Below are 22,617 nucleotides of genomic sequence, written 5' to 3' on the forward strand. Positions count from 1 at the left end.
GTGCCGCGTGTGAGGGAGCGGGCGACCTTGAATGTCTTATTCATTGTTAGAAACTCCAATTGAATGTTTCGGGCGGCTCTGCGGAATGGGTTGCCGCAGGCAAAACGCCGCCATGCCTTTTGCGGGCACAAACGAACTTTAAAAAAGCAAGTTTCTGGGGGGGGGGTTATCCCTTATAAGGCATTCATTTCTTCGAAATTACTGCAAATAAATGCAGTTTTATATGTGGAGGGATAAACCTCTATACGATTAGTGGTGGACTTGCAACGATAATATGATATAAAAGTTATCTTATATCAATTATCGATAGTCTTTATCTATTAGAATTTTCGCTTTTGTTCCTCGTCATCCCTCTCTGGTCTGATTGCCCTCTAACCTTTCATTTGCTCCAAGGAAAAACAGCGGTGCCGAGAGAAAAAAGTCTCCGGGATCACGGAGTCAAGGAAGTCTGAATTTCATTCCCTCTGATCTAACACCTGGTCGATATTTTCGCGAAGTCAATTTGCTCCAAATCCAACGGCTGACGCGCCTCAGAACTCTTGGAGTCTCGGGTCTTTACCCAAAAAACACCTCACAAAAAAGCCCGCAGAGGCGACTGGAGGGGGATAAATGTTGCGTCCTCTGCGGGAAAGGCGGTGAAGTCGGAGGAGAATGCACCTCTCGGGCCGGGAGCCGGAATCCTCGCGGGAGGAGGCTCGAGAATCGCGAGGGGCTCGCTTGAACCTAGGGGGGACAGGCGGCCGCTACGACTATGTCACCGCTCACTTTTGATTCTATTCGTAGTAATTCTGTTTTCCTTGAAAATCAGTAAATAAAAGCACCCGGGGAACTCCGCTTTGAGTGTTTCTTGCGCTCAGGCAAGCTCCTCTCTTTCCCTGAGTGTTTCTCCTCTTGCTTGCCGCTCCTTACCTGTGTACCAAATCCGACTCTTCCTCAATTGCCTTCAGAATGTCCTGATGGCTTTCGAAGTAAGCGAGCGCATTCTTGCGAAGCAGATCCGCCGCCGTCTCCGAGTGGCGCTCCGCAATCACAATGGAATCTATGCCCGCAGCCTTTGCGCCCAGAATGCCCGGGAGCGCATCCTCCACCATGAGGCATTCTTCGGGGCGGGCGGAAAAGTGACTGAGGATCTTCGAAAACGCTTCCGGATCGGGCTTCACGTGCGCCACGTCGTCGCGCGTGACGATGAGATCAAACAAGTCGGAGAAAGGAGCCTGGGACAAAAGGTTCTGATTTTCCTTTGAATAGGTGTCGATGTTTCTGCGGCGCGTAGTGGTGGCGATGGCGAGGGTCTTCCCGGCACGCTTGAGAGCCTTCAGCACCTCCGGCGCCCCAGGTCGATAGTCGACGCGCGTACGGAGAAACTCCTGCGCGAGCTCGTAGCGCTGGCGGTGGATTTCCTCGGGCGTCCCAGGAAGTCCAAACATGGCCTTCATGTCCGCCATGTACTTGAGGTACGCATCCGACCCTTCGCCGTACTTCTGCATGGCGCTCATTCTGAGGTGCCCGGCCTCGTCCTCTGAAATCAGCACGCGGCCGTCAGTGAGGAGCTTCAGAAGCTCCTGGTCAACCTGACTCCAGACGCCGAGGGAGTCGATAAGCGTGCCGTCAAGGTCGAAAATGATGATGCGTCGATCGAGAAACATGTTCTGAGCTGAAAAGAGAAATAAAAGAAAGAGAATCAGAGAGGCTTCGCCTGGTCCCGAAGCGCATGAAGAGCGGCATTCTTCCCGGCAATGCGCCCGAAGACGAAGGCATCGAGAAGGCCGCTTCCGCCCAAGCGGAATTTGCCGTGAAGGCCCCCCGTGGTTTCGCCCGCCGCATAGAGCCCCGGGATCGCTTCGGATGAAAATTCGCTCCCCTTTCTCACGCGGGCATCCGGGAGCACGGCAATCCCGCCGCAGGTGTAGTGCACTTCGAAGCGCTCGCGGCCGAAGTAGTACGGAGGCTTTGAGAGATCCTGCAGGAACCGCGTGCGGCCGAATTCCGGATCCATATCGTTCCTTGCCGCTTCGTTGTAAAGCCTGAAGGTGCGTTCGAGGCGCTTTAAAGGAACGCCCATTTTGCGGGCGAGCTCTTCGAGGGTTTCTGCGCTGTCGGCGAGCCCCTGCTGCATCTTGGTCGCAAAGGTCGCGCCCTTCACGCTTCTGCTGTCTGTAACGACCCAGAATTCGGTGGCGCCGGTTGCGAGCAGATCGGAAAACACCGTATCCCAGGCAGCCGTTTCGTCTGTGAAGCGCATGCCGTCCGTCGTAAGAAAGATCTCCGCACCCGGATAGTCGAGCATGCGTCCGCCCCAGAAAGGAATGGCGAGAATGTATTCCATGCCGGTGACCGCGCCGCCAGCTGAAAGCGTCATCCGGATGCCGTCGCCCGTTGCCGGGTCTTCATTCATGCGGCCCGGACTGTAGGTAGTGCCGAGATCAACCGGAATATCGGGTGCCCAGATGGAGCGCAGAGACAGATTGGCTCCGAACCCGCCCGTTGCGAGCACAACTCCGCGGGCGGAAAGCGTCTCTGTTTTTCCGTCGGGAGTCTGCACAACGAGTCCTGCAGCCTGCCCCCCGGCGTCGAGCGCGATGCCTTGAGCGCTCGTGCGGTAGCGAATCTCAACCCCAAGCGCCCGGGCGCGGGCAAGAAGCCTCTGCGTGTAAGCGAGCCCGCTTCTCGCTCGCGTGGTTTTATGCGCCCGGGGGAATACACCGGAATAAGCTTCATACAGCTTCGGGTCGAACTCCACTCCGATCGACTTGAGCCAGGAGATGACGCCGGGGCTCTCCTTCACCATGCGTTCGATGAGCTCTGGATTTCCGATTCCGCCCCCGCCTTCAAACGTATCGCGGAAGAACTGCTCGGCTGAGTCCGTCCTTCCCATGCGCTTCTGGCCTTCCGGGTCGAGGGCATTGAGCATCCCGGAACTCACGAGCATGTGGCCGCCCGCCAGCGCCATTTTTTCAATGAGAAGCACCTTCCTCGCGCCCGCTTCCCTTGCGGCAATCGCAGCGGCAAAGCCCGCGGCGCCCGCGCCGACGGCAATCACGTCCCAGGATTGTTCCGCGGGAATGGATTCCGCCTGGAGAATCTTCGGCCAAAGACCGGAGAGCGTGAGCAACCCCAGGCCCTGAAGCGCGGATCTGCGGCGCAAATAAGCCATCTCACCGGCCTCCGTCAGAAAGGAGCCCGGCAGCCTCAAGGGCCTTGGCCATCGCAACCGCTGAACGGACGCCGAGCTTCCTGGCGGCATTGCCGCGATGGAGCTTCACGGTGGGAAGCGAAATCCCGAGCTTGTCTCCGATCTGCTTGTTGAGAAGCCCCTGGGCGACGAGGCGCGCCACTTCGAGTTCGCGATCGGTAAGCGTCGCCGCCTTTTCGGCAAGATCCGCCTGGCCCGCGTCGGCGGCGAGATCCTCAAAACTCTTCTTCACTGCTTTTTCAACGGCGGCAATGAGCACGTCCGGAGCCGCGGGCTTCACGAGGAAATCCATCGCGCCCCGGTGCACGGCCTGCATCGCCATCGGAATGTCGCCGTGTGCAGAAAGGAAGATGACGGGAAGGAGGCTTCCGCGTTCAACAAGCTCCGCCTGAAGCTCCATCCCGGTCATGCCGGGCATGCGGTGGTCCAGAAGCAGACACCCCGGCTTTCTCGGATCATCCATCTCGAGAAAGGACTGCGCGCTCTGATAGGTCATCACCTCAAAGCCTCCCATTCGAAGCAGAAAGGCGAGACTCTTCAATTGTTCCGCATCGTCGTCGACGATCCGAACGAGGGCATCCTTATTCTCTGTCATCACTATTCTCCTTTCGGGCGTCAGGGTTCTGAGCATCATCCAGAGCTTCAATCACGGCTTCAGCGCAGATGCCTTCATGAGGGAGCTGATAAAAGCGAAGCACCCCGCCATGGCGGTCGGCAATGCCTCTGCAGATGGAGAGGCCTATGCCTAAGCCCTCCTGCTTCACGGAGTCGCCGTAGCCGGTAAGCCGCGCAAAGCCTTCTTCGGAAAGCTTCGGCCCGTTGTCGGTCACATGGAGGACAACATTCTTTTCCTCTCTCGCGAGCGACACGCTCACGAAGCCGTCCGGGCGCACGCTTGCCGCATGGGCGGCATTGCGTATGAGGTTGAGGACGAGGAGCTCAAGTTCAAGGGGGTCGCCGAGCACCATCGCCGCCCGGTCGTCCGCCTGGTCCGCAGCCAGATAGCCGCCCGGCGCCGTCAGAATCGGAACGCGCCTCGCGTCGTGACGCTCGACAATCAGAATCGCGCGGCGAATGACTGCCGTCCAGTCGCAGGGCTGCAGGGGTTCCGTGCTCTGCCTCGCGTAGCCGCGCACGCGATTGACGATTGCCGTGATCCGCCCCGTTTCCTCCGCCATGGCGCTCAATGCCTCTTCAGCGAGCGCCTTGTCGCCGGGCGCTGCGCTCCTCCTCGAATTCCAGATCCTGAGGCCCCCGATGTAGTTCGAAAGGGACGACAAGGGCTGCTTCAGTTCATGCGCAAACATGGAGCTCATCTGCGAAAGGAGTCCAACGCGCTCGATTGCGGAGAGCCGCTCGCGCGACACTCTCGCCTCTTCCTCCATGCGGTTCTTTTCCGCAAGCGCCGCCTCGAGGTCGCGCGTTCTGACGCGCACGAGGTAGCGCGAGCGCACCGCATGGAATGCAACAAAGAGGAAGACCGCGAGCACCATGAGAAGAAGTTCGCTGTGGCGCTTGGCAAAGCCGAGAACCGTCTGCTCGTCAAGATAGGCGTAGGGCCCGTAGTGAAGCGCCTGCATGAGGCTTCTCACCTGAGACAAGTCGACGCGCGTACCCCAGCGCCAGCCTTCCTGGTCGGGCATGCTGAAGGCCACTGCAGCCACTCTTCTCACGGCGCCGCTCTCAGCTGCGGGAAGATACCCCACCGTCCAGTCGGGGAGCACGGGCGTGCTCGAGCGGCAGGGGCCCGGAGTCCCGGAGAGGACGGCAGCCGGCCGGAAAGCGTCCTTGTCGATGAAGCCCGTATCAACGAGCGTCTCAAAGGTGCAGAGCGACACGAGACCTGCGTCGGCGCCGCCCGTCGCCACAGCGTTGAAGACTTCCGGAAGGTCGTGCGGACGCCAGACGGCAGAGGCGAAATAGCCTTTTGGGTCAAGCCCTTCAGAAACGAGGCGGCCCGCGAGCCACTGCCAGGGGCCGAAGGAAAGGCTGCTCTCCACCGCGATCCTCGCGCCCTTCAGGCTCGCCAAGCTTCCCAATTCCTTTCGTCTTGCGTCGACGATGAGGAGACCGCCAGCCGCCTGCGCAGCGGCGTCGCCTCCGAGAGACCGCTCCCTGACGGCGAGCGGAATGGCGCCCGAATCGTCAATCAGCGAAACCATGGAGCCCGCGGTGGAAATGACGAAGGGAATGCGCTCCGCCTTCACGGTCTGCGCGAAGCCGTGCGATGGGATCCTGCGCACAATCACGCGGCGCTCCGGAAACGCAATGCGAAGCGCTTCAGCGAGCGGGAGCACGATTCTTAAGTACGCCTCGTTCTTTCCCGTTTCCTCAAAGGCAAAGACAAAGTCGCCCGGGCGCGCTTCCTCCTGGATCGTCTCGCGGGCATCGTCGTCAGACGCCAGATCCCGATACTGCATGCTTCTCACGTCGGCGAGATTGAAGGACGCACCCGAGAGCGCATCCGCCGGTGCGGGATCTGCCTCAACGGGCGCCAGGGGAGAACCCCCGAGCGCCAGCGCGAGGAGAAAAGTCAGTCGGGGAAAAGAAAATTTCATTGCGCGAAATGGGACGAAGCGTGCGGCCGGCCTAAGTGAGGCATTCCGAAGGAAAAAGCTTAGCAGAGATGTCCCGCGGGTAAGAACGGCGCTGGAAGCGCTTTCCGGCGCGCCGCTTCAGCCTTTTTGTTCCGGGAAGAGCGCGTCCGTGTAGCCGAAATTCGTCCAGTCGGTGACGCGCATGGGATAGAGAATGCCTTCAAGATGGTCGAACTCATGCTGCACGACGCGGGCATGAAAGCCCTCCGCCTCGCGTTCGATGCGCTCGCCTTCGAGCGAATACCCCGTATAGCGGATGCGCTTCGCGCGCGTCACCATGCCTTTGAGCCCGGGAAGCGAGAGACAGCCTTCCCAGCCGTCCTCGGTTTCGTCGCCCAGAAGCTCAACCGTCGGATTGATGAGCACCGTCCTCGGCACGCCGGCCCTTGCTCCTCCCGACCCCTCCTCGAGCCCGAAGCAGATCACCCGTTCGCTCACGCCGATCTGGGGCGCCGCGATCCCGATCCCGCCGTCCGCAGCCATGGTGTCCCAGAGGTCGGCGACGAGCGCGCGAAGCCGCGGGCTCCCGAAATCCCTCACGGAAAGGGCGTGCTCGAGGAGTCTTGCGTCTCCCATGCGGAGAACTTCTCTCACCATCTTCCGGGCGCCTCCAGCGAATCGAATCAGAGATTATTCCGCGGCGTTCGCGCGAAGCGCCTCGCGCACCACATCCACTGCAGCACGCACGCCCCGGTCGACGATTTCCTTCAGCGACTCGAATTCGATCTTGCGGTGAGATTCCCTCAGACCCGCCGCCGAATTCACCGACACGCAAAGCGCCCCATAGGGAAGATCAAGCTCCCGGGCAAGCGCGCATTCGGGGTAGAGCGTCATGCCGATCACATTGGCGCCGTCCCGCTGGAAGCGGCGCACTTCGGCTGCGCTCTCAAGCCTGGGACCCTGGGTCGTCGCGTAGACGCCGCCTTCGACAACGCCGTGTCCGCTCCTGCGGGCGGCGCGGATAAGGGCCTGGGACAACCCTTCGTCGAAGGGGTACGTGAAGTCGATGTGCTTCACGCCGGCTTCCGGAGAGTCGAAATACGTGTGTTCGCGCCCCCAGGTGTAGTCGAGGATCTGATCGGGAACCATCAGCGTGCCCGCTGAAAGCGCCTCCCCGATGCCGCCCACGGTGCCGACGGCAATGATGCCCTTGGCGCCCGCGGCTTTGAGCGCCCAGATGTTGGCGCGGTAGGGAATCACGTGGGGCGCAAACTCATGCTTCACGCCGTGGCGTCTCAGGAATATGAGCGGCACGCCCCCGAGCTTTCCGATCACGAGGGGCGCCGCGGGCTTTCCCCACGGGGTTTCAATTTCGATTTCCTCGGCATCCGTGATGATGCCTTCTTCTTCAAATCCGGTTCCGCCGATGAGTGCGAGCATTCTTTTCCGTCTCCATTAAAGGGGCTGGCCTGCGAGGAGCTTTCTGAGCTCCTCTTCGCCGATCACGCGGATGCCGAGTTCCTCCGCCTTCGCGAGCTTGCTCCCGGCTTCCGCACCCGCCACCACATAGTCCGTGCGGCGGCTGACGGACCCTGAGACGCGCGCGCCCTGGGCCGTAAGAAGGTCCTTCGCTTCATCGCGCGTAAGGGTCGGAAGCGTCCCCGTCAGAACGAAGGTCTTTCCGGCGACGAGGCTTTCTCCTGAACGCTTCTCCACTGCCGGCCAGTGAACGCCCGCGTGAATCAGCGCCTCGATCACGGTGCGGTTGTGGGGTTCGCGGAAGAACGCATGAATGCTTTCGGCAATCACCTCGCCCACATCGGGGACGCCCAAGAGCGCGTCTACCTCAGCGCTTTCGAGAGCGTCGAGCGTGCCGAAATGGTTGGCGAGCGCAAGCGCCGTGGCTTCGCCCACGTGGCGGCAGCCGAGCGCGAAGATGAAGCGCGCGAGCGTCGTCGACTTGGCCTTCTCAATGCTGGCGAGAAGGTTTTCCGCCGCCTTCGGCCCCATGCGCTTCACGGGCTTCGCTGTTCCGACCGTAGCCTGAATGGGCGCCGTCAGATCCTCGGCCCTGAGCGTAAAGATGTCAGCCGGGGTGGCGACGAGCTTTTCGTCGACGAGCATTTCGACGATCTTTTCACCGAGCCCGTCAATGCCCATCGCGCGGCGGGAGGCAAAGTGCACGATGGAAAGCTTCATCTGCGCCGGGCAGAAGAGTCCCCCGGTGCAGCGCATGTCCTTTTCCTCTTCGTCCCGAATGACGGCGCTCCCGCAGACGGGGCAGACCTCGGGCATGCGGAAGGGCACAGCGTCCTTCGGACGACGCTCCTTCACGACGCGAAGAATCTCCGGAATCACGTCGCCCGCGCGGCGAACCACCACCGTGTCGCCGACGCGCAGGTCGAGATCTTCGGTCACGTGGTCCTCGTTGTGAAGCGTCGCGTTCGAAACCGTGACGCCGCCGACGTAGACGGGCGCCAAGCGCGCGACGGGCGTGAGGCGCCCCGTGCGGCCGACCTGAACGTCGATTCCAAGCACTTGCGTGAGGGCTTCCTCAGGCGGGTACTTGTGCGCGCAGGCCCAGCGGGGTTCGCGCGCAATGAAGCCGAGTTCGGCCTCGAGCTCAAGGCTGTTGACCTTATAGACGACGCCGTCGATTTCAAAGGGAAGGTCCCCGCGCATCCGGAGGACGTCCTCGTGGAATTGAGCAAGCGCCTCCGCGCCCATCACGACGCGGCGCATTTTGGCGACCGGGAACCCGAGCGACTCAAAGCGATCGAGCACCGCGCTCTGCGTGTCCGCGAAATGTTCGGAACATTCGCCCAGTGAATAGGCGTAAAAGTGCAGCGTGCGCTTCGCGGTAATGCTGCTGTCGAGCTGCCGAAGCGACCCGGCTGCCGCATTTCTCGGATTGGCGAAAAGCTTTTCGCCCTCTGTTTCCTGACGGGCATTGAGCGCCTCAAAGTCCTTCTTATGCATAATGCATTCGCCGCGGACTTCGAGCACCTGAGGATACTTCCCCGTAAGCTTCAGGGGAATCGAGCGGATCGTGCGGACGTTTTCGGTGACGTCCTCGCCCACGGATCCGTCGCCGCGGGTGGCCGCCGAAACAAAGACCCCCGACTCGTAGCGAAGCGAGAGCGCGAGACCGTCAAACTTGAGTTCGCAGTCGTATTCAACGGGAGGATCGGATTCGGCAAGCCCCAGATCGTGACGAACGCGCTCGTCGAAGGCTTTCGCGCCTTCGCTCGAAAAGTCCGTTTCCGTATGAATCGAGAGCATCGGAATCTTGTGGGAAACCTTCCTGAAGCCCTCGCGCACGGCGCCTCCGACTCGAAGCGTCGGCGAGGTCGGGCTCTTCAGTTTCGGAAAGCGCGCTTCGAGCGCCGAGAGTTCGTTCCAGGCGCGGTCGTACTCCGCGTCGGGCACGCTCGGCGCATCAAGGACGTAGTACTCGTAGCTCCAGCGTTCGATTTCCGTCTCGAGCTCCGCCATGCGCTCGCGCGCTTTTTCGGGCGCAACTGCCGCAGCCGCGGCCTTCGCGCCGAAGGGATCGGAGTCGGAGGAAAGCGGTTCAGCCGGGGCCGGAGTTTTTTCTGCCGCCGGGGCCTTCTTCGGCGCAGAAAGCGGCGCCTCTTCGGTCTCGTCAAAAAGAGAGGTCATGGATAGGCAAATTTCTTAAAAAAGAGCGCCCGGGGATTCTCTCCGCCGGACGCTTCGCATTCTTCAGTCAGCGCGAGAAGAGAAGCCGCGCGCGGTTTGATCCGGGCTCCACGCCGTTTTCCGTCATGAGCTTCCCGTGCGCCTCGGCCTGTTCGGCAATCAGCATGGCGCCGCCCGCATCCACGGGGTGTTTGGAGCAGTCGCTCCAGCGGCTCTTCAGTTCCGCCGCGAGGTGGTTCGCAAGCGCGAAGTAGCGCTTCAGGTCGCCGCGGGCGAGGTTCCCGAGGGGCAGGTCGTAGGTGAGGACCAGCGTATTCGTTCCTTCAGGACCGAAGGCGAGCGAGATCACCGGGTCGCGCTCTGCCGGATCAAAGCGAAGCTCCCAGCAGCCGCTCGACGATTCGAAGCCCGCCTTGCGCGCTGCCTTAGAAACCGCTTCAAGATCAAAGGGATGTTCCGGATCGATCGGAGCAATGACGACCTCGATCTTGCGGTCGAAATAACTGATGAAGTTCTTGAGCGTTGCGGAACGAAGCACCGCCTGGCCGGGTTCGAGCTCGCGGCGGATGACGACGTTGTTCTGCGCCGCCGACTGCTCGAGCACCTGATAAAAGCGCGACGCGCCCACTTCATCGAGCTTCGCGGCCCGGTTGGCGAGCACCATGGAGGCGACAACGTGGCGCGCCGGGAAGTGGAGTTCCTCGGCTTCGTAATAGAGCCCGTCTTTCGAGGACTGCGCGAAGACGCGCACGAGAAGCGGGAGATTGAGGCGCGCGAGCTCGAGCTTCAGGCTCTTCACGCCGCCGAGCGCAAACTGCATCCCGTCGACGGGCGCAATATCGAGAATCCATTCGATGGCGGAATCCACCGGCGGCACGGCGCGGCTTCTCGGATCAGCAGACTGCTCGGCGCTTTCCTTCTTCGCTTCCTCGGCCTTTGCTTCCTCAGCCTCCTCGCGCTCAAGCTCGGCGTAGATCGGAGGCTCTTCGGTCGGGGTCGGGATCTCGCTTTCATCGAGAAGCCGCCCCAGCGTCGGATCAGCCTTGATGGTGCTGCTGAGGTCTCCTTCAGCCGCCCTGCGCGCGCGTTCAGTCGCCTGAGCGATGAGATCAGGCTCCACGCGCGGTTCCGAGCCCGCAAGCGCGTCAGCGGTCTGCACGGAGCGAAGCTTCCCGCCGGATTCCCGGGCGCGCTTTTCCTCGCGCTTTGATCGCCAGAAAATCAGTCCGACCAGAATGACGGCAATAACAATGATGGGTATCAGGATCTCAAGCGATTGCATGACGTGAGCCCGAGGATAGAGAACGAATAAGCCGCTCCGTTGTTGAAAGCGGCGCTTGGCTGATCATTCTACCTACCGAATAGGTAGACGAGAGGAGAAAAATTGTTCCTCATCTTTATGAGAAGCCTTGCAAACCTTGCTGACGCCGCACGCGCTTTCCGCGCATTGTTCTTCGGGATCTCCATTCCGGAGATATCTCCCATAGGACTCCGGACCCGGCGGCAGAACCCGATCCTCAGCCGTTCTTTTTCCCTGCCGCTGCATCCGCCTTTGCAATCTCAACGGCTTCCTTTACGTCGACGCTCACGATGCGGCTCACGCCCGGCTCCTTCATCGTAACGCCGATCAGAGAGGAAGCATGCTCCATCGTGAAGCGGTGATGCGAGATGACGAGGAACTGCGTCGCCTCGGAGAGCGCAATGCAGAGCCTCGCTAGACGCCCCTGATTGGCTTCGTCGAGCGGCCCGTCCACTTCGTCAAGAAGGCAGAACGGCGCGGGGTTGAGCCTGAACATGGCAAAAATGAGCGCAATCGCTGTGAGCGTTTGCTCACCGCTCGAAAGCTGATTGAGCGTGGAGTTGCGCTTTCCCGGAGGATGCGCGGACATCACCACGCCGGCCGTCAGGATTTCGTCGCCCACGATTTGGAGTGAGGCGTCGCCGCCGCCGAAGAGAAGCCTGAAGGTTTCGTCGAACCCGGCATTCACCTTCTCAAAGGTCTCCCTCATTCGAGCGCGCGTTTCCATGTCGATGCGGCGAATGGCGTTCTCAAGGGTCTCCACCGCTTTCGCAAGATCGTCCATCTGAGCGGCCGCGAGCTTCCAGGCGTTCTCGGCAGCCTCGAGATGCGCGAGCGCCGCATGGTTGACGGGGCCCAAAGCCGCAATTTCGTTCATGAGGCGCGAGACTTCGTTTCTGACGGCCGTCACCTTCATTCCGCGCTCGAGCGCGATGAGGCGAAGCTTTTCGACTTCAACGCCGAGTTCATCGAGGCGCGAGGAAAGCTGCCCGAGGAGCGCCGCCTTTTGCTCCGCCGTTCCGCGCAGAAGCCCCGCTTTTTCCGTGAGCGGCAGAATTTCGGCATTGAGCGTCTTCATCAGCTGCAGGTTCTCTTCCGTACGGCGCTTCGCTTCCTGAAGCCGCCCCTGCGCGTCGCCCGCAGCCCTCTCGAATTCAGCGCTCTTTTCGAGAAGTTCCGCAGCGCCTTTTTCGAGAACATTCTGATCGTCCTCGGCAAGGCTTTTCTCGGCCTCTTCGAGGCGCGCCTTCTCCCGCTCGATGTCGCTCTGAATTTCCGTTCCGCGGCGCTCCGCCGTCCTTAGGGCCTCCTGCGCCTGGCTGATTTCGAGCTTCTTCATGGCGGCTCGGTGGATGTTTTCCGTTTCCTCGCGCCGGATCTCAATCAGCCTGTCCTGAGTGCGCCCGTGCCGGGCCGCGGCTTCGCCCGCATCCCGTTCGGCCCGGTCAAGCTTCTCCGCGGCCTCCTCAGCGAGCTGAAGCGCCGTTTCAGAGCGCGCAGAAACCTCCTCGAACTCTGTTTCGAGTTCCTCGCGGGAGCGCTTGAGATCGGCTTCACGCCTTTGAGCAGCTTCGAGCTCCGCACGGGCATCGCGCTCCTCGAGCGTGAGCTTCGAGAGGCGCCTCTCGGCTTCAGTTTTCTTTACCTGGAGCGACTCGGCTTCGCGGCGGGCTCGCGCTTCGTCTCCGGAAGCCTTCTGACGTTCGTCGTCGGCCTCAGCCACTTGAAGCTCGAAATCATCGATCCGGGCCTTCAGTTCCCTGATCTCGCGCCCGCGCGACAGGAGCGCGAGCCTCGGATCCTCCGCCGCCCAGAAGGTCACGGTGGCGCTCGTCACGATGTCGCCCTGAGGCGTCACGAAAAAATGCCCCGCCGGAATCTTCTCGCGCTCGCGAAGCGCTCCAGCCAGATCGGGGGCAAGCGCCGCGCCCGAACACCAGGCATCGATCGCAGCGCGCGCCGCCGGGTTCTCGGTTTCGATTTTCGACCTGAGAAGCTCCACGGGCTTCCCGCCCAGCTCCCAGCCGCCGGTCTTCTCTGCGCCTCCCGATGCAGCAGGAGCGGCAAAGGAGAGACGCGCCGGCGGACGGCGGCGCGCAAAGTCGGCGGCGGACCGCAGATCCCTCAGCAGAAATGCCCGGGTTCTGTGCTCGAGCACGGCTTCGAGCGCCGTGATGAGGTTGTCGGGCACCTCAATGGCGTCCGCGAGCTCGGGAAGTCCGTCGATGCCGGCATTTTTGATCCATTCCGTGAGCGCATCGGCATTCAGGGCTTCCTTCTGGACTTCCTCGAGCGTCTGGAGCTTCGCGGTCTGAGACTTCAATTCCGAGAGGCGCGAAAAATAGAATTCGCTTCGCTCGGCCGCGCGTTCCCGCGAGAGTTCGGCGCGCTCGAGCGCTTCCTCGAGCATCGCGGCGAGCTCTTCGGACTCCTCCTGAAGCCCGCTCAATTCTTCGGCGAGCGCGTTGAGGCGTTCAGGGTCCGGGCGGGAGACATTCTTTTCCTCGTCGCCGAGGCGCTTCAGCCTGGCTTCGAGTTCCCGCACGCGCTCCTTTTCCCGGGAGAGCTCAAGCTCCTTCAAGCGCTCCTCCGTACGGGCGTCGGCAAGCACGCGCCCGGCGGCTTCAGAAGCTTCTCTCGCCGCGCGCTCAGCTTCTTCAGCACGGTCCAGTTCTTCCTGCCGCGCTTCGTTCATGGCCTCGAATTCAGCGAGATCCTCTTCTAGCATTTCAATCCTGCCCGAGCGCTCCTCGTTGTCGCGCTCGAGATTTTTGAGCGCTTCTTTCTTCTCAGCAATCTGCTTCTGAGCCTCCTCGCGATCGTGCTCCGCCTTTCTGCGGCGCTCGACGAGGCGGCTCATCTCGCCCTCGAGCCGGGCGAGCTCCTTTTCGGCATTCTGGAAGTCGCTCGAGATCCGCTGATATTCGGCGTCCGCCCGGCGTTCATCGGCAACGAGCGCTTCCTGAGCGCCTTCGCACTCTTCAATCGCCCGGCGCTTCATCGCGATGTCGTTTTCCGTGCGGACGATGTCGGCTTTCGCGGCATCGGCTTCATTCCTTGCGGCTTCGCACTGAAGGAAGTACCAGAGGGCTTCGGATTCCGTCTTCCTTTTATCGAGCTCAATCCAGCGAGCTGCGGTGGCAGCCTCGCCTCTCAGGCGCTCGATTTCCTCGGAGCGCATGGTCTGAAGATCCCCCGCACGCTCGAGGTTTTCCTGCGTTTCCTTTAAGTGCGACTCGGTTTCCCTCCGGCGCTCCTTATAAAGCGAAACGCCCGCGGCTTCCTCAAGGTAGTTTCTCAGTTCCTCAGGCTTTGCGGACGTAAAACGAGCGATCATGTGCTGCGAGACGATCGCATAGCTTCTCGAGCCGAGCCCCGTGCCGAGGAAGATTTCCTGCACGTCGCGCCTTCTCACCTGCTGGTGGTTGATGTAGTAGGCGGAAAGGCCCTCGCCCGTCACCACGCGGCGGATGGAAAGCTCCTCATACTGCCCCCAGGGGCCCTTCACGGCATGATCGGAATTGTCGAGCACGAGCTCGACGCTCGCGCGCCCAAGGGGTTTTCGCGCAGCGGACCCTGCAAAGATGAGTTCTGAGGCGGCCTTCCCGCGCAGTTCGCTCACGCGTCCTTCGCCGAGAACCCAGCGCACGGCATCAATGATGTTGGACTTCCCGCAGCCATTCGGCCCCACGATCACGATGAAGGGGTCGCGGATGTCGATCACGGTCGGATCAGCAAAGCTCTTGAAGCCGGCTATTTTGATCTGGCGCAGGCGCAACTTGAAGGGACTCCTCTTGCGGGAACTGAAAAAAAGCGGAAAGTGCGGCCTAAGGGAGGTGCGGCCGGCGGATCCGGTATTTTCGCGCACTTCATTGAGTTTTAGGAGTGCCGTCCGGCCTCTCTCTATAATGCGGCGCAGCGCAATCATCAGCCGGATGAGAGTTTTCCGCCCCATTCCGGCCTTTTACAGAAGAATTTCCGAGGACGCTACATGTACGAAGTTGCTCCGCTTCTTGACGATCCCATTCACAACCTCAAGACCATCCGCGACCTTTACCGCTGGGCGGTGACGGAGATGGAAAACGCGAACCTCAGCTACGGCCACGGCTCGCCCACTTCCACGGAAGATGCGTCCTTTCTCATCTGCCGGGCGCTGAAGCTCCCCTTCGAGCGCTTCGACATGTTCCTTGACGCCGCGCTCACGCACAACGAACTCGTTCGCCTCGTGCACCTCATCGACCGCCGTGTTCACGACAAAACCCCGACCGCCTACCTTCTGAAGGAAGCCTGGCTCACCGGCCACCGCTTCTACATCGACGAGCGCGCGCTCATTCCGCGCTCCTACATCGCAGAGCTTCTCGAGGAAGACCTTGCTCCCTGGGTGTCCGATCCGGAAGCGGTCGGTTCCGTCCTCGACCTCTGCACGGGTTCGGGATGCCTCGCGATTCTCGCGAAGGGGTGCTTCCCGCACGCGGCCGTGACGGGCTCGGACATTTCCGCCGATGCGCTCGAAGTCGCGAAAATCAACCGCCGCGACTATGACCTTGACGACGAGCTCGAGCTCGTTCAGGGCGACCTCTACGAAAACCTCCAGGGCCGCAAATTCGACGTCATCATCTCGAACCCGCCCTACGTCACGACCCGCTCGATGGATGCGCTCCCCGACGAGTACCGCCACGAACCGTCGCTCGCGCTCGCTGCGGGCGAGGACGGCATGGATGTGGTTGAGCGCATCGTGAGCGAGGCGGCCGATCACCTCACCGAAGACGGCATTCTCATCGTTGAAGTGGGCGACGGTCTCGAAGCCGTTGAGTCGCTCTTCCCCGACCTTCCGATCACCTGGCTTTCGGTGTCGGGGGGCGACGACCAGGTCTTCCTTGCGCACGCGAAGGACCTTCGCGAATACTTCCGCAATTAAAGAGAGGCTCCATCGGAGCCGTCCATCCTCCTTTTTGATTCACCGTCCTTTCGTCCTCCTTCAAAGATGCTTCGACTACTCAATCTCGCGCTCATGCGCGGGACGCGCGTTCTTTATTCCAAAGCGAACCTCATTGCGAGCCCGGGCGAGCGCATCGGCCTCGTCGGCCCGAACGGCTGCGGAAAGTCGACCCTCTTTGCGGCGATTCTCGGAGAGCTTTCCCCCGAGGAAGGCGACATTGAAACGCCGCCCAAGGAGCGCATTGCGCACGTTGCGCAGAGCTTCAGGGTGGAGGACGTCTCATGCATCGACTACGTGCTCTCGGGCCACGCGCCTCTCATGAAGGCGCGCGAAAACCTCGCGCTCGCGGAAAAGTCCGGCGACGAAATGGCGCTTGCGGCTGCGCACAGCGAACTCGCGGAAGTGAACGAAGGCGCGGTGGTCGCCCAGGCAAAGACCATTCTCTCGGGCCTCGGCTTCCATGAGTCCGACTGCGGCCGCATGGTCCGGGACTTTTCGGGCGGCTGGAGAAACCGCATCGCGCTTGCGCGCGCCCTCATGCGGCCCGCGGATCTGCTTCTTCTCGACGAACCGACCAATCACCTCGACATCGACTCCCTCATCTGGCTCGAGAATTGGTTGAGGCGCGTCGAATCGACCGTCGTCATCATTTCGCACGACCGGGAATTCCTCGACCGTTCCGTGGAAACCATCTGGTCGGTCGAGGACGGCACCATCTGCCGCTATGCCGGAAAATACACTCAGTTCGAACGCGATCGGATTGAAAAGCTCCGCCAGCAGGATGCCGCCCGCCGGGCCTACGAAACGACGGCAGCGCACCTCACGGCCTACATCGAGCGCTTCCGCTACAAGGCGACCAAAGCCCGTCAGGCGCAGTCGCGCATCAAGATGCTCGAGCGCCTCGAGTCCGTCGAACCCGTGCGCTCGAAGCGCGAGTGGCGCTTCAATTTCCTGAAGCCCGAACGCCTCCCCGATCATCTCGTCGACGCCGAAGGCCTCTCCTGCGGCTACGACGGGAATCCGATCCTGAGGGGCGTCTCCTTCAGCGTGCGCTCGGGCGAACGCATCGGCATTCTCGGCGTGAACGGCGCCGGCAAATCCACCCTCGTCAAGACGATCGTCGGGGACCTCCCGCCGATCGCGGGCGAAATCCGCCGCGGACAGGGCCTTGAGATCGGCTACTTTGCCCAGCATCAGCTCGACCAATTGAGGATGGACGAAACGCCCCTCGAGCAGCTCCGCCACATTGCTCCGGAAGCGCGCGAACAGGAGCTGAGGGACTTCCTCGGCACCTACCGCTTCTCGGGCGACTTCGCGACGAGCCCCGTGGGGCCGATGTCGGGCGGCGAAAAGGCCCGCCTTGCGCTCGCCCTCATCGCGTGGAAGAAGCCCAATCTTCTCATCCTCGACGAACCGACCAACCACCTCGACATGGAAACCCGCGAGGCGCTCACGATTGCGCTCTCGACCTATGAGGGATCCGTGCTTCTCGTCTCGCACGACCGCCATCTCCTTCGCGCCGTCACGGACGAACTCTGGCTCATCCATGACGGGAAGCGCGAAACCTACGAAGGCGACCTCGACGACTACGCAAAGCTCGTTCTCGAACACCGCCGCATGACGCAGGCCGAGGCGAAGGCGGAGCGCGCCGCCGCCCGTCCTGAAGCTCCCGCCATCAATAAGAGCGAGGCGAGGCGCCTTGCCGCTCAGGAGCGCGCGCGCATTGCCGAGCTGAGAAAGCCCCTGAAGCGCGAGCTCGAGAAAGTGGAAAAGGAAATGACGAAGCTGGGCGACCGCCTCAAGGCGCTCGACGCACAGTTGGCCGACACGGAGTTCTACAACAGCGCCGACCAGGACAAGGTCGCCGAAACGCTTCGCGAACACGGCGAGCTTGCGCCTAAGGTTGAGGCGCTTGAAATGCGCTGGCTCGAGCTTTCAGAAAAAATCGAAGCGATCGGAAAGGATGCCTCTGAATCCGCTTCGCACTAAAGCGGCCTCGGCATCCTGAAGAGAAGAATGGCGGCCTTTCTTTCCGGAAAGACCGCCATTTTCTTCCTGAGCGCTCAGGCCGGCATCAGGCCTGGCTTCAGGTACGGGCGCAGCGCCCGGAACGAGCTTCGTGTTCTTCCAGGTTTCAAAAACCTTCTGAACCGGCGAATCCATCGTCACCTGATAGGTGTGCGAATCGCGGTCGATCTCGTCATCCCCCTTCGGATCATCGTCGATGCCCGCCACCGTAATGGCGTCGGCCTGAAGGAAGACTGTCATGACGAGAAGGTTGATCACCTCGGCGTCCTGATCCATTTCGGCTTCCGTCGGGTCGCGCCCGGCCTCGAAGGCCTTCGTCGAACGGGGGCCGTAGCGAAGCGCATAGCCCATGACGACCTCTTCGCGCTTGCCCTGAGGAATTTCCTCGGCAGGCGTACGCACGTAAAGGACGCGCATGTCGTGGAGGAAGTGCGGGTCCTTAAGGAGCTTCTCGAGGTAAGCCGTGTCTTCGTCCGAAAGGGCGTTGAAGCCGAGGAGAGCGGGATTGAGCGCATCGGCGGGTTCCGGACGCCAGTTGGGATAGTCCTTGTGGAACTCTTCCGTCACGGCATTTTCGGCAAAGATCTTCTCGAGGTCAACGAGGCGGGAGCCCGCGAGCGCCTGATTGGCGGTTGCATAGCTCGTGAAGGCCGTAATCACCTCATCCTTGCAGGTCGTCACGGAAACGACGGTGTCGCTTCCCCTCTGGGCGAGCTCGCCCGTCATGTCGAGGAGCGTCATCACGAAATCCATGCCGAAGTAGGAGGCGAGGCTCCTGTCGTCCATCTGGCGCGCCGCGTCCTCGATGCCTGCCTGGTACATCTTCGCCATGCCCCAGCGGGCGCGCACGGCGTCGAGCGCCTGACGGCCCATCCAGCCCGAGGTGTCGCGGAAGTCTTCGCGCAGGTCGAGAAGCGTCGCCGCAATCGCATAAGCCACGGCCGCGCAGCTGTCCTCGCGCTGTTCCATCGTCATGCGGCTCGAGGAGCTCACCGCATGGGCGAGCGCCACGGTCATGCCGATGAAGAAGTGCTGCAGCTGCATGTAGTCGGAGAGGTCGCCCGTAGTGACGGGACCCTTGTAGTTGGCGGCAAGGATCTCAAGGTGCGGGAAGCCCTGCTCTTCATAGAAGCGGGCGTTGAGCGTCTCGCGCAGCCTGTCGAGCATCTCGACATAGGACATCGGCTGAACGTTTCTCGCGTTGGCGGCGCGGCGGGATTCGAGCTTCTTGGCTCGACGGGGTGCGGTTTTGCTCTTGGGCATGGGAAGTCTCCTCATGGGTGGCCGCTCTTTGCTTCTCTTCACCATGAGCGAGGAGCGGGCTTCTTATGTTGTCCCGCAAGTCTAGGAGTGCTTTCTTAAGCGCGCATTTCGGGCGGCATGCGGCAAAACCCGTGCAGGACGCCGGCCTCACAGCCGCCTCCCGTCCGGAGCTCCTACAATTGCGGAATATGTGATTACCTGTTGTCCAAACTGGCTCAAGGAGATTTCAGACATGTCCGAAGACCTCAACCCGGAGTGGCTCCACGCCACGCTGCTCGATGCCGCCGATACCCTTCAGGATGCGCTCGGGAAGCTCGATGAAAACATGGACGAGGAAACCGCCTCGGAAATTCTTCGCCGCGACCTCGTTTCGGTCTATGCGAAGCTCAACTATGCCGTCAACTCTGCGCACCTCGGGCCCGAAGCCCTCAACGTGCTCACAGAGGACGAACTCATCGCGTGGCCTTCGGAAATGCCCTTTGCCACCATGGCGGAACTCGACGAAGAAGTTGAGGAATCGAATTGAATCCTCTCCGGAACGTTCCCGGAGAGCATTGCAGAGCACTTTGACATCCGCTTTGAAGGCTGCCCGGGATTGCAAGGCGCTGATGACTGACCTCAGCGCCTTTTTTTCGTCGGATGAATCCGGAGAAGATCGTCTTTTCCGGCCGCCCTCCGTCAGGCGGGCCGGATGTCCCGAATCCTCCAGCCGAGCGCATAAAGCGCTCCGAAGTAGAGAACTGCCGCCCCCGCCACCAGGCCGAGAACGCCCGCGGCGCGACAGGTCCAGCGAAGCGCCGTCCAGTCGACGCCCTGCTGAACCCACCAGACGGCTCCCCCCATCAGAAGCGAGGCGATCGCAATCCGCAGAATGGCTTTGAGCCACCCCGCGCAGGGAGAATAGATTCCGCGCCGCCTCAGAATGACGAGAAGCGTTCCCGCATTGACGACGCTTCCGAGCCCCACGGAGAGCGCGAGCCCTGCGTGCGAAAGGAAGGGAACGGAGATGCAGTTGATGAGCTGCACGACGACGAGCGACATGAAGGCGGCCTTGACGGGCGTGCGGATGTCCTTTCTCGCATAAAAGGCAGGGGCGATGATCTTGAGGCCGATGAGTCCGATCAGCCCGACCGCATACCCCACGACGGCGAGCGCGGTCTGGCTCACGTCGTGAGGGGTAAAGCTCCTTCCCTGAAAGAGGAAGCTCACAAGCGCATCCGCCGTGAGCCAGAGGCCGATGCTCGCCGGGATGCCGACCAGCGCGACGAGCCTCAGGCCGTGATCGAGGAGTGCGTTGTAGCGCGCATCGTCCCCTCTCGCATGGGCGGCCGAGAGCCCAGGAAGGAGCACGGTGCCCAGCGCCACGCCTAAGAGCGCCGTCGGGAATTCCATGAGGCGGTCGGCGTAATTGAGCCACGTCACGGCGCCCTGCCCGAGGTGCGACGCGATGTTGGTATTGATGAGAATGGAAAGCTGAGCGACCCCCACCCCGAAGAGCGCCGGCGCCATCAGCGTGAGAACGCGCCGCACGTTTTCGTCCGCGAGCGCCTTTTTCACATTTCTCGGACGCACGCGGACGCCGATTCTCGAGAGCCCCCAGACCTGAGCGCCGAGCTGCAGCACGCCGCCGCCGATCACGGCGACGGCAAGCGCCCAGACGGGTTCGACGAAGCGGTCTGCGAGGAAAACGGTCGCGAGAATAAAGGAAATATTGAGGAGAATGGGCGTTGCCGCAGGAAGCGCAAATTTCTTCCGGGTGTTGAGTACTGCCGCCGCAAGAGCAACGAGGCTCATGAAGGCGATGTAGGGGAACATGAAGCGCGTAAGTCCCGTCGCGAGCGTAAAGGCTTCCGCGTCGCCCTTCATGCCGCCCGCAATCGCCCAGACGAGAAGCGGGGCGGCGATGACGCCGAGAACGCTCACGATGAAGACCGCGAGCGCGAGCACCGTAAAGACGTTGTCGATGAAGCGCCTTTCGCCTTCCTCGGGCTCCTTTTCCCTCACTTCGGAGAGCATCGGCACGAACGCCTGTTGAAAGGCTCCTTCCGCGAAGAGGCGCCTCAGCATGTTGGGGAGTCTGAAGGCCACATAGAACGCATCGGTCTCGGCCGTCGCGCCGAAATAACGCGCAATCAGCATGTCGCGCACAACGCCCGTGATGCGCGAAAGAAGCGTAAGTCCTGAAATGGTGGCGGCGGATTTAATGAGCGACATGCGTATCGTCTTTTTGGCGGAAACTTCCGGAGGAAAGAGCATCATCCGGCGGGCAGGCAAAAGATTTCAGGCGGAAACTCGCTGTGCGCCGCCCGAAAAGGTGGTATAGTTTAGGACTTTTCGGGGTCACCCAACAGGATGGATGGCTTTTCGTAACAGAAATTCCGTCTTCCTCCCCGGGAAAACGCACTTTCTGAAGGCCGAAAACACGGCCCTCGTACGTACACCAGATCGTCGACTGATTTTTAGGAAACCACAGAAAAATGGCCAATACCAAGCAAGCTCGCAAGCGCGCCCGTCAGACCGTTGCGCGTAATCTGCATCTCGCCGCCCAGCGCAGCCAGTACCGCACCGCCATCAAGAAGGTGCGCAAGCTCGTCGCTGCCGGCGACAAGGCTGCTGCCCTCGAAGCCTTCAAGGCTGCTGAATCCGTGATCGACAAGATGGCCCGCAAGCACGTGCTCCACGGCAACGCTGCTGCCCGCCATAAGAGCCGCCTCTCCGCCGAAATCAAGGCGATGGCTGCCGCCGCCTAATTTAGGTCAGGCAAATACTGCACTCCTGAAAGCGCTGTTCCCTCAGGCAGCGACACAGGCGTCGATCCGAAAGCCCGGTCAGAAATGCCCGGGCTTTTCGTTTGCCTTCAAGTTTTTGAAGCTCTTCGGCTGGCAGCCTTTGGTCAGGCGGCAATGCCGGGCGCTTCCGGGATCACGTAGAGAAGAACGGCGAGGAACTGAAGCGTCGTGCCCGCGAGCACGAACACATGCCAGATCGCGTGGTTGTACGGGAGCCGCTCCCAGAGATAAAAGATGACGCCGAGCGAATACGTGACGCCCCCGGCCGCAAGAAGCCAGAGGCCCCCCGTCGGGAGCGATTCAATCAGGGGCTTCATCACGAAGACGATGCACCAGCCCAAGCCGAGATAAAGAACGCAGTTGAGCCAGTCGGCGGCCCTGAGGAGAATGGGCTGAAGAATGGCGCCGAGAAGCGCAATCGTCCAGACGATGGAGCAGAGCACGATCCCCGTGGTGTTCCCGAGCGTGATGAGGCAGAAAGGCGTGTAGGAACCGGCGATCAGAATGTAGATCGCGCTGTGGTCGAGTACCTGGAGAACGCGCTTCGCCCTCAGATTCGGAATCGCATGGTAGAGGGTCGAGACCGTATAGAGAATGATCATCGAGGCGCCGAAGATCACCGAGCTCACGATGGTCAGCGCCCCCGCGTCCTCCCTCACGGAAAAAACAATCAGAAGCACCAGCGCGGCAATGGAAAGGAGCACCGCGATGCCGTGCGTTGTCGCGTTCGCGATTTCCTCCCTCACGGAATAGCCGCCGAGCGAATTCAGCGCCGATTTTTCTGAATGACCCATTTCACTAGCCTCTTCTCACTGGGATGACCCGTCGTGAGCCGCAGAAGAACATTCCTGCGGCTCACGGGGAGAATTCTCCCGGAGAGATTAGCCTTTGAACGGGATCAGGAT

16 protein-coding genes are annotated in these 22,617 nt (G+C 61.4%); 4 read left to right on the plus strand and 12 right to left on the minus strand.

Annotated features, from left to right (window positions below; translation table 11 throughout):
* Positions 1 to 905: 905 nt before the first annotated feature.
* The 9 genes from Q0106_RS05160 to smc form a co-directional block, all read right to left on the minus strand.
* Positions 906 to 1,646, minus strand: a complete 741-nt coding sequence (locus Q0106_RS05160; RefSeq protein WP_297609807.1) for an HAD family phosphatase — start codon at positions 1,644 to 1,646, stop codon at positions 906 to 908.
* Positions 1,647 to 1,681: 35 nt separating this feature from the next.
* On the minus strand, positions 1,682 to 3,154 hold the full coding sequence (locus tag Q0106_RS05165; protein ID WP_297609810.1) for a flavocytochrome c: 1,473 nt from the start codon (positions 3,152 to 3,154) through the stop codon (positions 1,682 to 1,684).
* Position 3,155: 1 nt separating this feature from the next.
* Positions 3,156 to 3,788, minus strand: a complete 633-nt coding sequence (locus Q0106_RS05170) for a response regulator (RefSeq protein WP_297609813.1) — start codon at positions 3,786 to 3,788, stop codon at positions 3,156 to 3,158.
* Positions 3,775 to 5,751, minus strand: coding sequence for a PhnD/SsuA/transferrin family substrate-binding protein (locus Q0106_RS05175; protein ID WP_297609816.1), 1,977 nt, complete (start codon positions 5,749 to 5,751; stop codon positions 3,775 to 3,777). Before Q0106_RS05175 ends, Q0106_RS05170 begins: the two co-directional genes overlap by 14 nt.
* Positions 5,752 to 5,868: 117 nt before the next feature.
* Entirely contained in the window at positions 5,869 to 6,387 is a 519-nt protein-coding gene (gene def / locus Q0106_RS05180; RefSeq protein ID WP_297609819.1) for a peptide deformylase, read from the minus strand.
* A 33-nt stretch (positions 6,388 to 6,420) separates the two neighbouring features.
* Complete coding sequence (locus Q0106_RS05185; protein WP_152158656.1) at positions 6,421 to 7,170, minus strand: S-methyl-5'-thioinosine phosphorylase; 750 nt, start codon at positions 7,168 to 7,170, stop codon at positions 6,421 to 6,423.
* A 15-nt stretch (positions 7,171 to 7,185) separates the two neighbouring features.
* Positions 7,186 to 9,393: an NAD-dependent DNA ligase LigA gene (gene ligA / locus Q0106_RS05190; RefSeq protein ID WP_297609822.1), complete on the minus strand. Its 2,208-nt coding sequence runs from the start codon at positions 9,391 to 9,393 to the stop codon at positions 7,186 to 7,188.
* A gap of 67 nt (positions 9,394 to 9,460) precedes the next feature.
* Entirely contained in the window at positions 9,461 to 10,675 is a 1,215-nt protein-coding gene (locus tag Q0106_RS05195) for a hypothetical protein (protein WP_297609825.1), read from the minus strand.
* Positions 10,676 to 10,910: 235 nt separating this feature from the next.
* Positions 10,911 to 14,471 (minus strand): chromosome segregation protein SMC, encoded by a 3,561-nt coding sequence (gene smc, locus Q0106_RS05200; protein ID WP_297609828.1) that lies wholly within the window; start codon positions 14,469 to 14,471, stop codon positions 10,911 to 10,913.
* Positions 14,472 to 14,684: 213 nt separating this feature from the next.
* Between smc and prmB the strand changes: the two genes are divergently transcribed.
* Positions 14,685 to 15,611, plus strand: a complete 927-nt coding sequence (prmB, locus tag Q0106_RS05205; protein WP_297609831.1) for a 50S ribosomal protein L3 N(5)-glutamine methyltransferase — start codon at positions 14,685 to 14,687, stop codon at positions 15,609 to 15,611.
* Between the two features lie 66 nt (positions 15,612 to 15,677).
* Complete coding sequence (locus tag Q0106_RS05210) at positions 15,678 to 17,621, plus strand: ATP-binding cassette domain-containing protein (protein WP_297609834.1); 1,944 nt, start codon at positions 15,678 to 15,680, stop codon at positions 17,619 to 17,621.
* Here the strand turns inward: Q0106_RS05210 and Q0106_RS05215 are convergent.
* On the minus strand, positions 17,568 to 18,923 hold the full coding sequence (locus Q0106_RS05215) for a hypothetical protein (protein ID WP_297609836.1): 1,356 nt from the start codon (positions 18,921 to 18,923) through the stop codon (positions 17,568 to 17,570). The genes Q0106_RS05210 and Q0106_RS05215 overlap by 54 nt on opposite strands.
* Before the next feature lie 232 nt (positions 18,924 to 19,155).
* On the opposite strand from Q0106_RS05215, the gene Q0106_RS05220 reads away from it, so the two are divergent.
* Positions 19,156 to 19,449, plus strand: a complete 294-nt coding sequence (locus Q0106_RS05220; RefSeq protein WP_139687681.1) for a hypothetical protein — start codon at positions 19,156 to 19,158, stop codon at positions 19,447 to 19,449.
* A 152-nt stretch (positions 19,450 to 19,601) separates the two neighbouring features.
* Here the strand turns inward: Q0106_RS05220 and murJ are convergent, their stop codons facing one another.
* Positions 19,602 to 21,137 carry a murein biosynthesis integral membrane protein MurJ gene (gene murJ, locus Q0106_RS05225; protein ID WP_297609839.1) on the minus strand — a complete coding sequence of 512 codons (1,536 nt, stop codon included), beginning with the start codon at positions 21,135 to 21,137 and terminating at the stop codon, positions 19,602 to 19,604.
* 263 nt (positions 21,138 to 21,400) lie between these two features.
* Between murJ and rpsT the strand changes: the two genes are divergently transcribed.
* Positions 21,401 to 21,673 (plus strand): 30S ribosomal protein S20, encoded by a 273-nt coding sequence (gene rpsT / locus Q0106_RS05230; RefSeq protein WP_139687683.1) that lies wholly within the window; start codon positions 21,401 to 21,403, stop codon positions 21,671 to 21,673.
* A 143-nt stretch (positions 21,674 to 21,816) separates the two neighbouring features.
* Here rpsT and Q0106_RS05235 read toward each other — a convergent pair whose 3' ends face one another.
* Positions 21,817 to 22,506 carry a hemolysin III family protein gene (locus tag Q0106_RS05235; protein ID WP_297609842.1) on the minus strand — a complete coding sequence of 230 codons (690 nt, stop codon included), beginning with the start codon at positions 22,504 to 22,506 and terminating at the stop codon, positions 21,817 to 21,819.
* Positions 22,507 to 22,617 lie beyond the last annotated feature (111 nt).

Origin of the sequence: uncultured Sutterella sp., from assembly GCF_937923675.1 — a bacterium.
Lineage (GTDB): Bacteria > Pseudomonadota > Gammaproteobacteria > Burkholderiales > Burkholderiaceae_F > Sutterella.

Bases quoted from the DNA above. Each gene is read 5' to 3' on its own strand.
- Q0106_RS05160 (WP_297609807.1), bottom strand. From the start codon at position 1,646: ATGTTTCTCGATCGACGCATCATCATTTTCGACCTTGACGGCACGCTT.
- Q0106_RS05165 (WP_297609810.1), bottom strand. From the start codon at position 3,154: ATGGCTTATTTGCGCCGCAGATCCGCGCTTCAGGGCCTGGGGTTGCTC.
- Q0106_RS05170 (WP_297609813.1), bottom strand. From the start codon at position 3,788: ATGACAGAGAATAAGGATGCCCTCGTTCGGATCGTCGACGACGATGCG.
- Q0106_RS05175 (WP_297609816.1), bottom strand. From the start codon at position 5,751: ATGAAATTTTCTTTTCCCCGACTGACTTTTCTCCTCGCGCTGGCGCTC.
- def (WP_297609819.1), bottom strand. From the start codon at position 6,387: ATGGTGAGAGAAGTTCTCCGCATGGGAGACGCAAGACTCCTCGAGCAC.
- Q0106_RS05185 (WP_152158656.1), bottom strand. From the start codon at position 7,170: ATGCTCGCACTCATCGGCGGAACCGGATTTGAAGAAGAAGGCATCATC.
- ligA (WP_297609822.1), bottom strand. From the start codon at position 9,393: ATGACCTCTCTTTTTGACGAGACCGAAGAGGCGCCGCTTTCTGCGCCG.
- Q0106_RS05195 (WP_297609825.1), bottom strand. From the start codon at position 10,675: ATGCAATCGCTTGAGATCCTGATACCCATCATTGTTATTGCCGTCATT.
- prmB (WP_297609831.1), top strand. From the start codon at position 14,685: ATGTACGAAGTTGCTCCGCTTCTTGACGATCCCATTCACAACCTCAAG.
- Q0106_RS05210 (WP_297609834.1), top strand. From the start codon at position 15,678: ATGCTTCGACTACTCAATCTCGCGCTCATGCGCGGGACGCGCGTTCTT.
- Q0106_RS05215 (WP_297609836.1), bottom strand. From the start codon at position 18,923: ATGCCCAAGAGCAAAACCGCACCCCGTCGAGCCAAGAAGCTCGAATCC.
- Q0106_RS05220 (WP_139687681.1), top strand. From the start codon at position 19,156: ATGTCCGAAGACCTCAACCCGGAGTGGCTCCACGCCACGCTGCTCGAT.
- murJ (WP_297609839.1), bottom strand. From the start codon at position 21,137: ATGTCGCTCATTAAATCCGCCGCCACCATTTCAGGACTTACGCTTCTT.
- rpsT (WP_139687683.1), top strand. From the start codon at position 21,401: ATGGCCAATACCAAGCAAGCTCGCAAGCGCGCCCGTCAGACCGTTGCG.
- Q0106_RS05235 (WP_297609842.1), bottom strand. From the start codon at position 22,506: ATGGGTCATTCAGAAAAATCGGCGCTGAATTCGCTCGGCGGCTATTCC.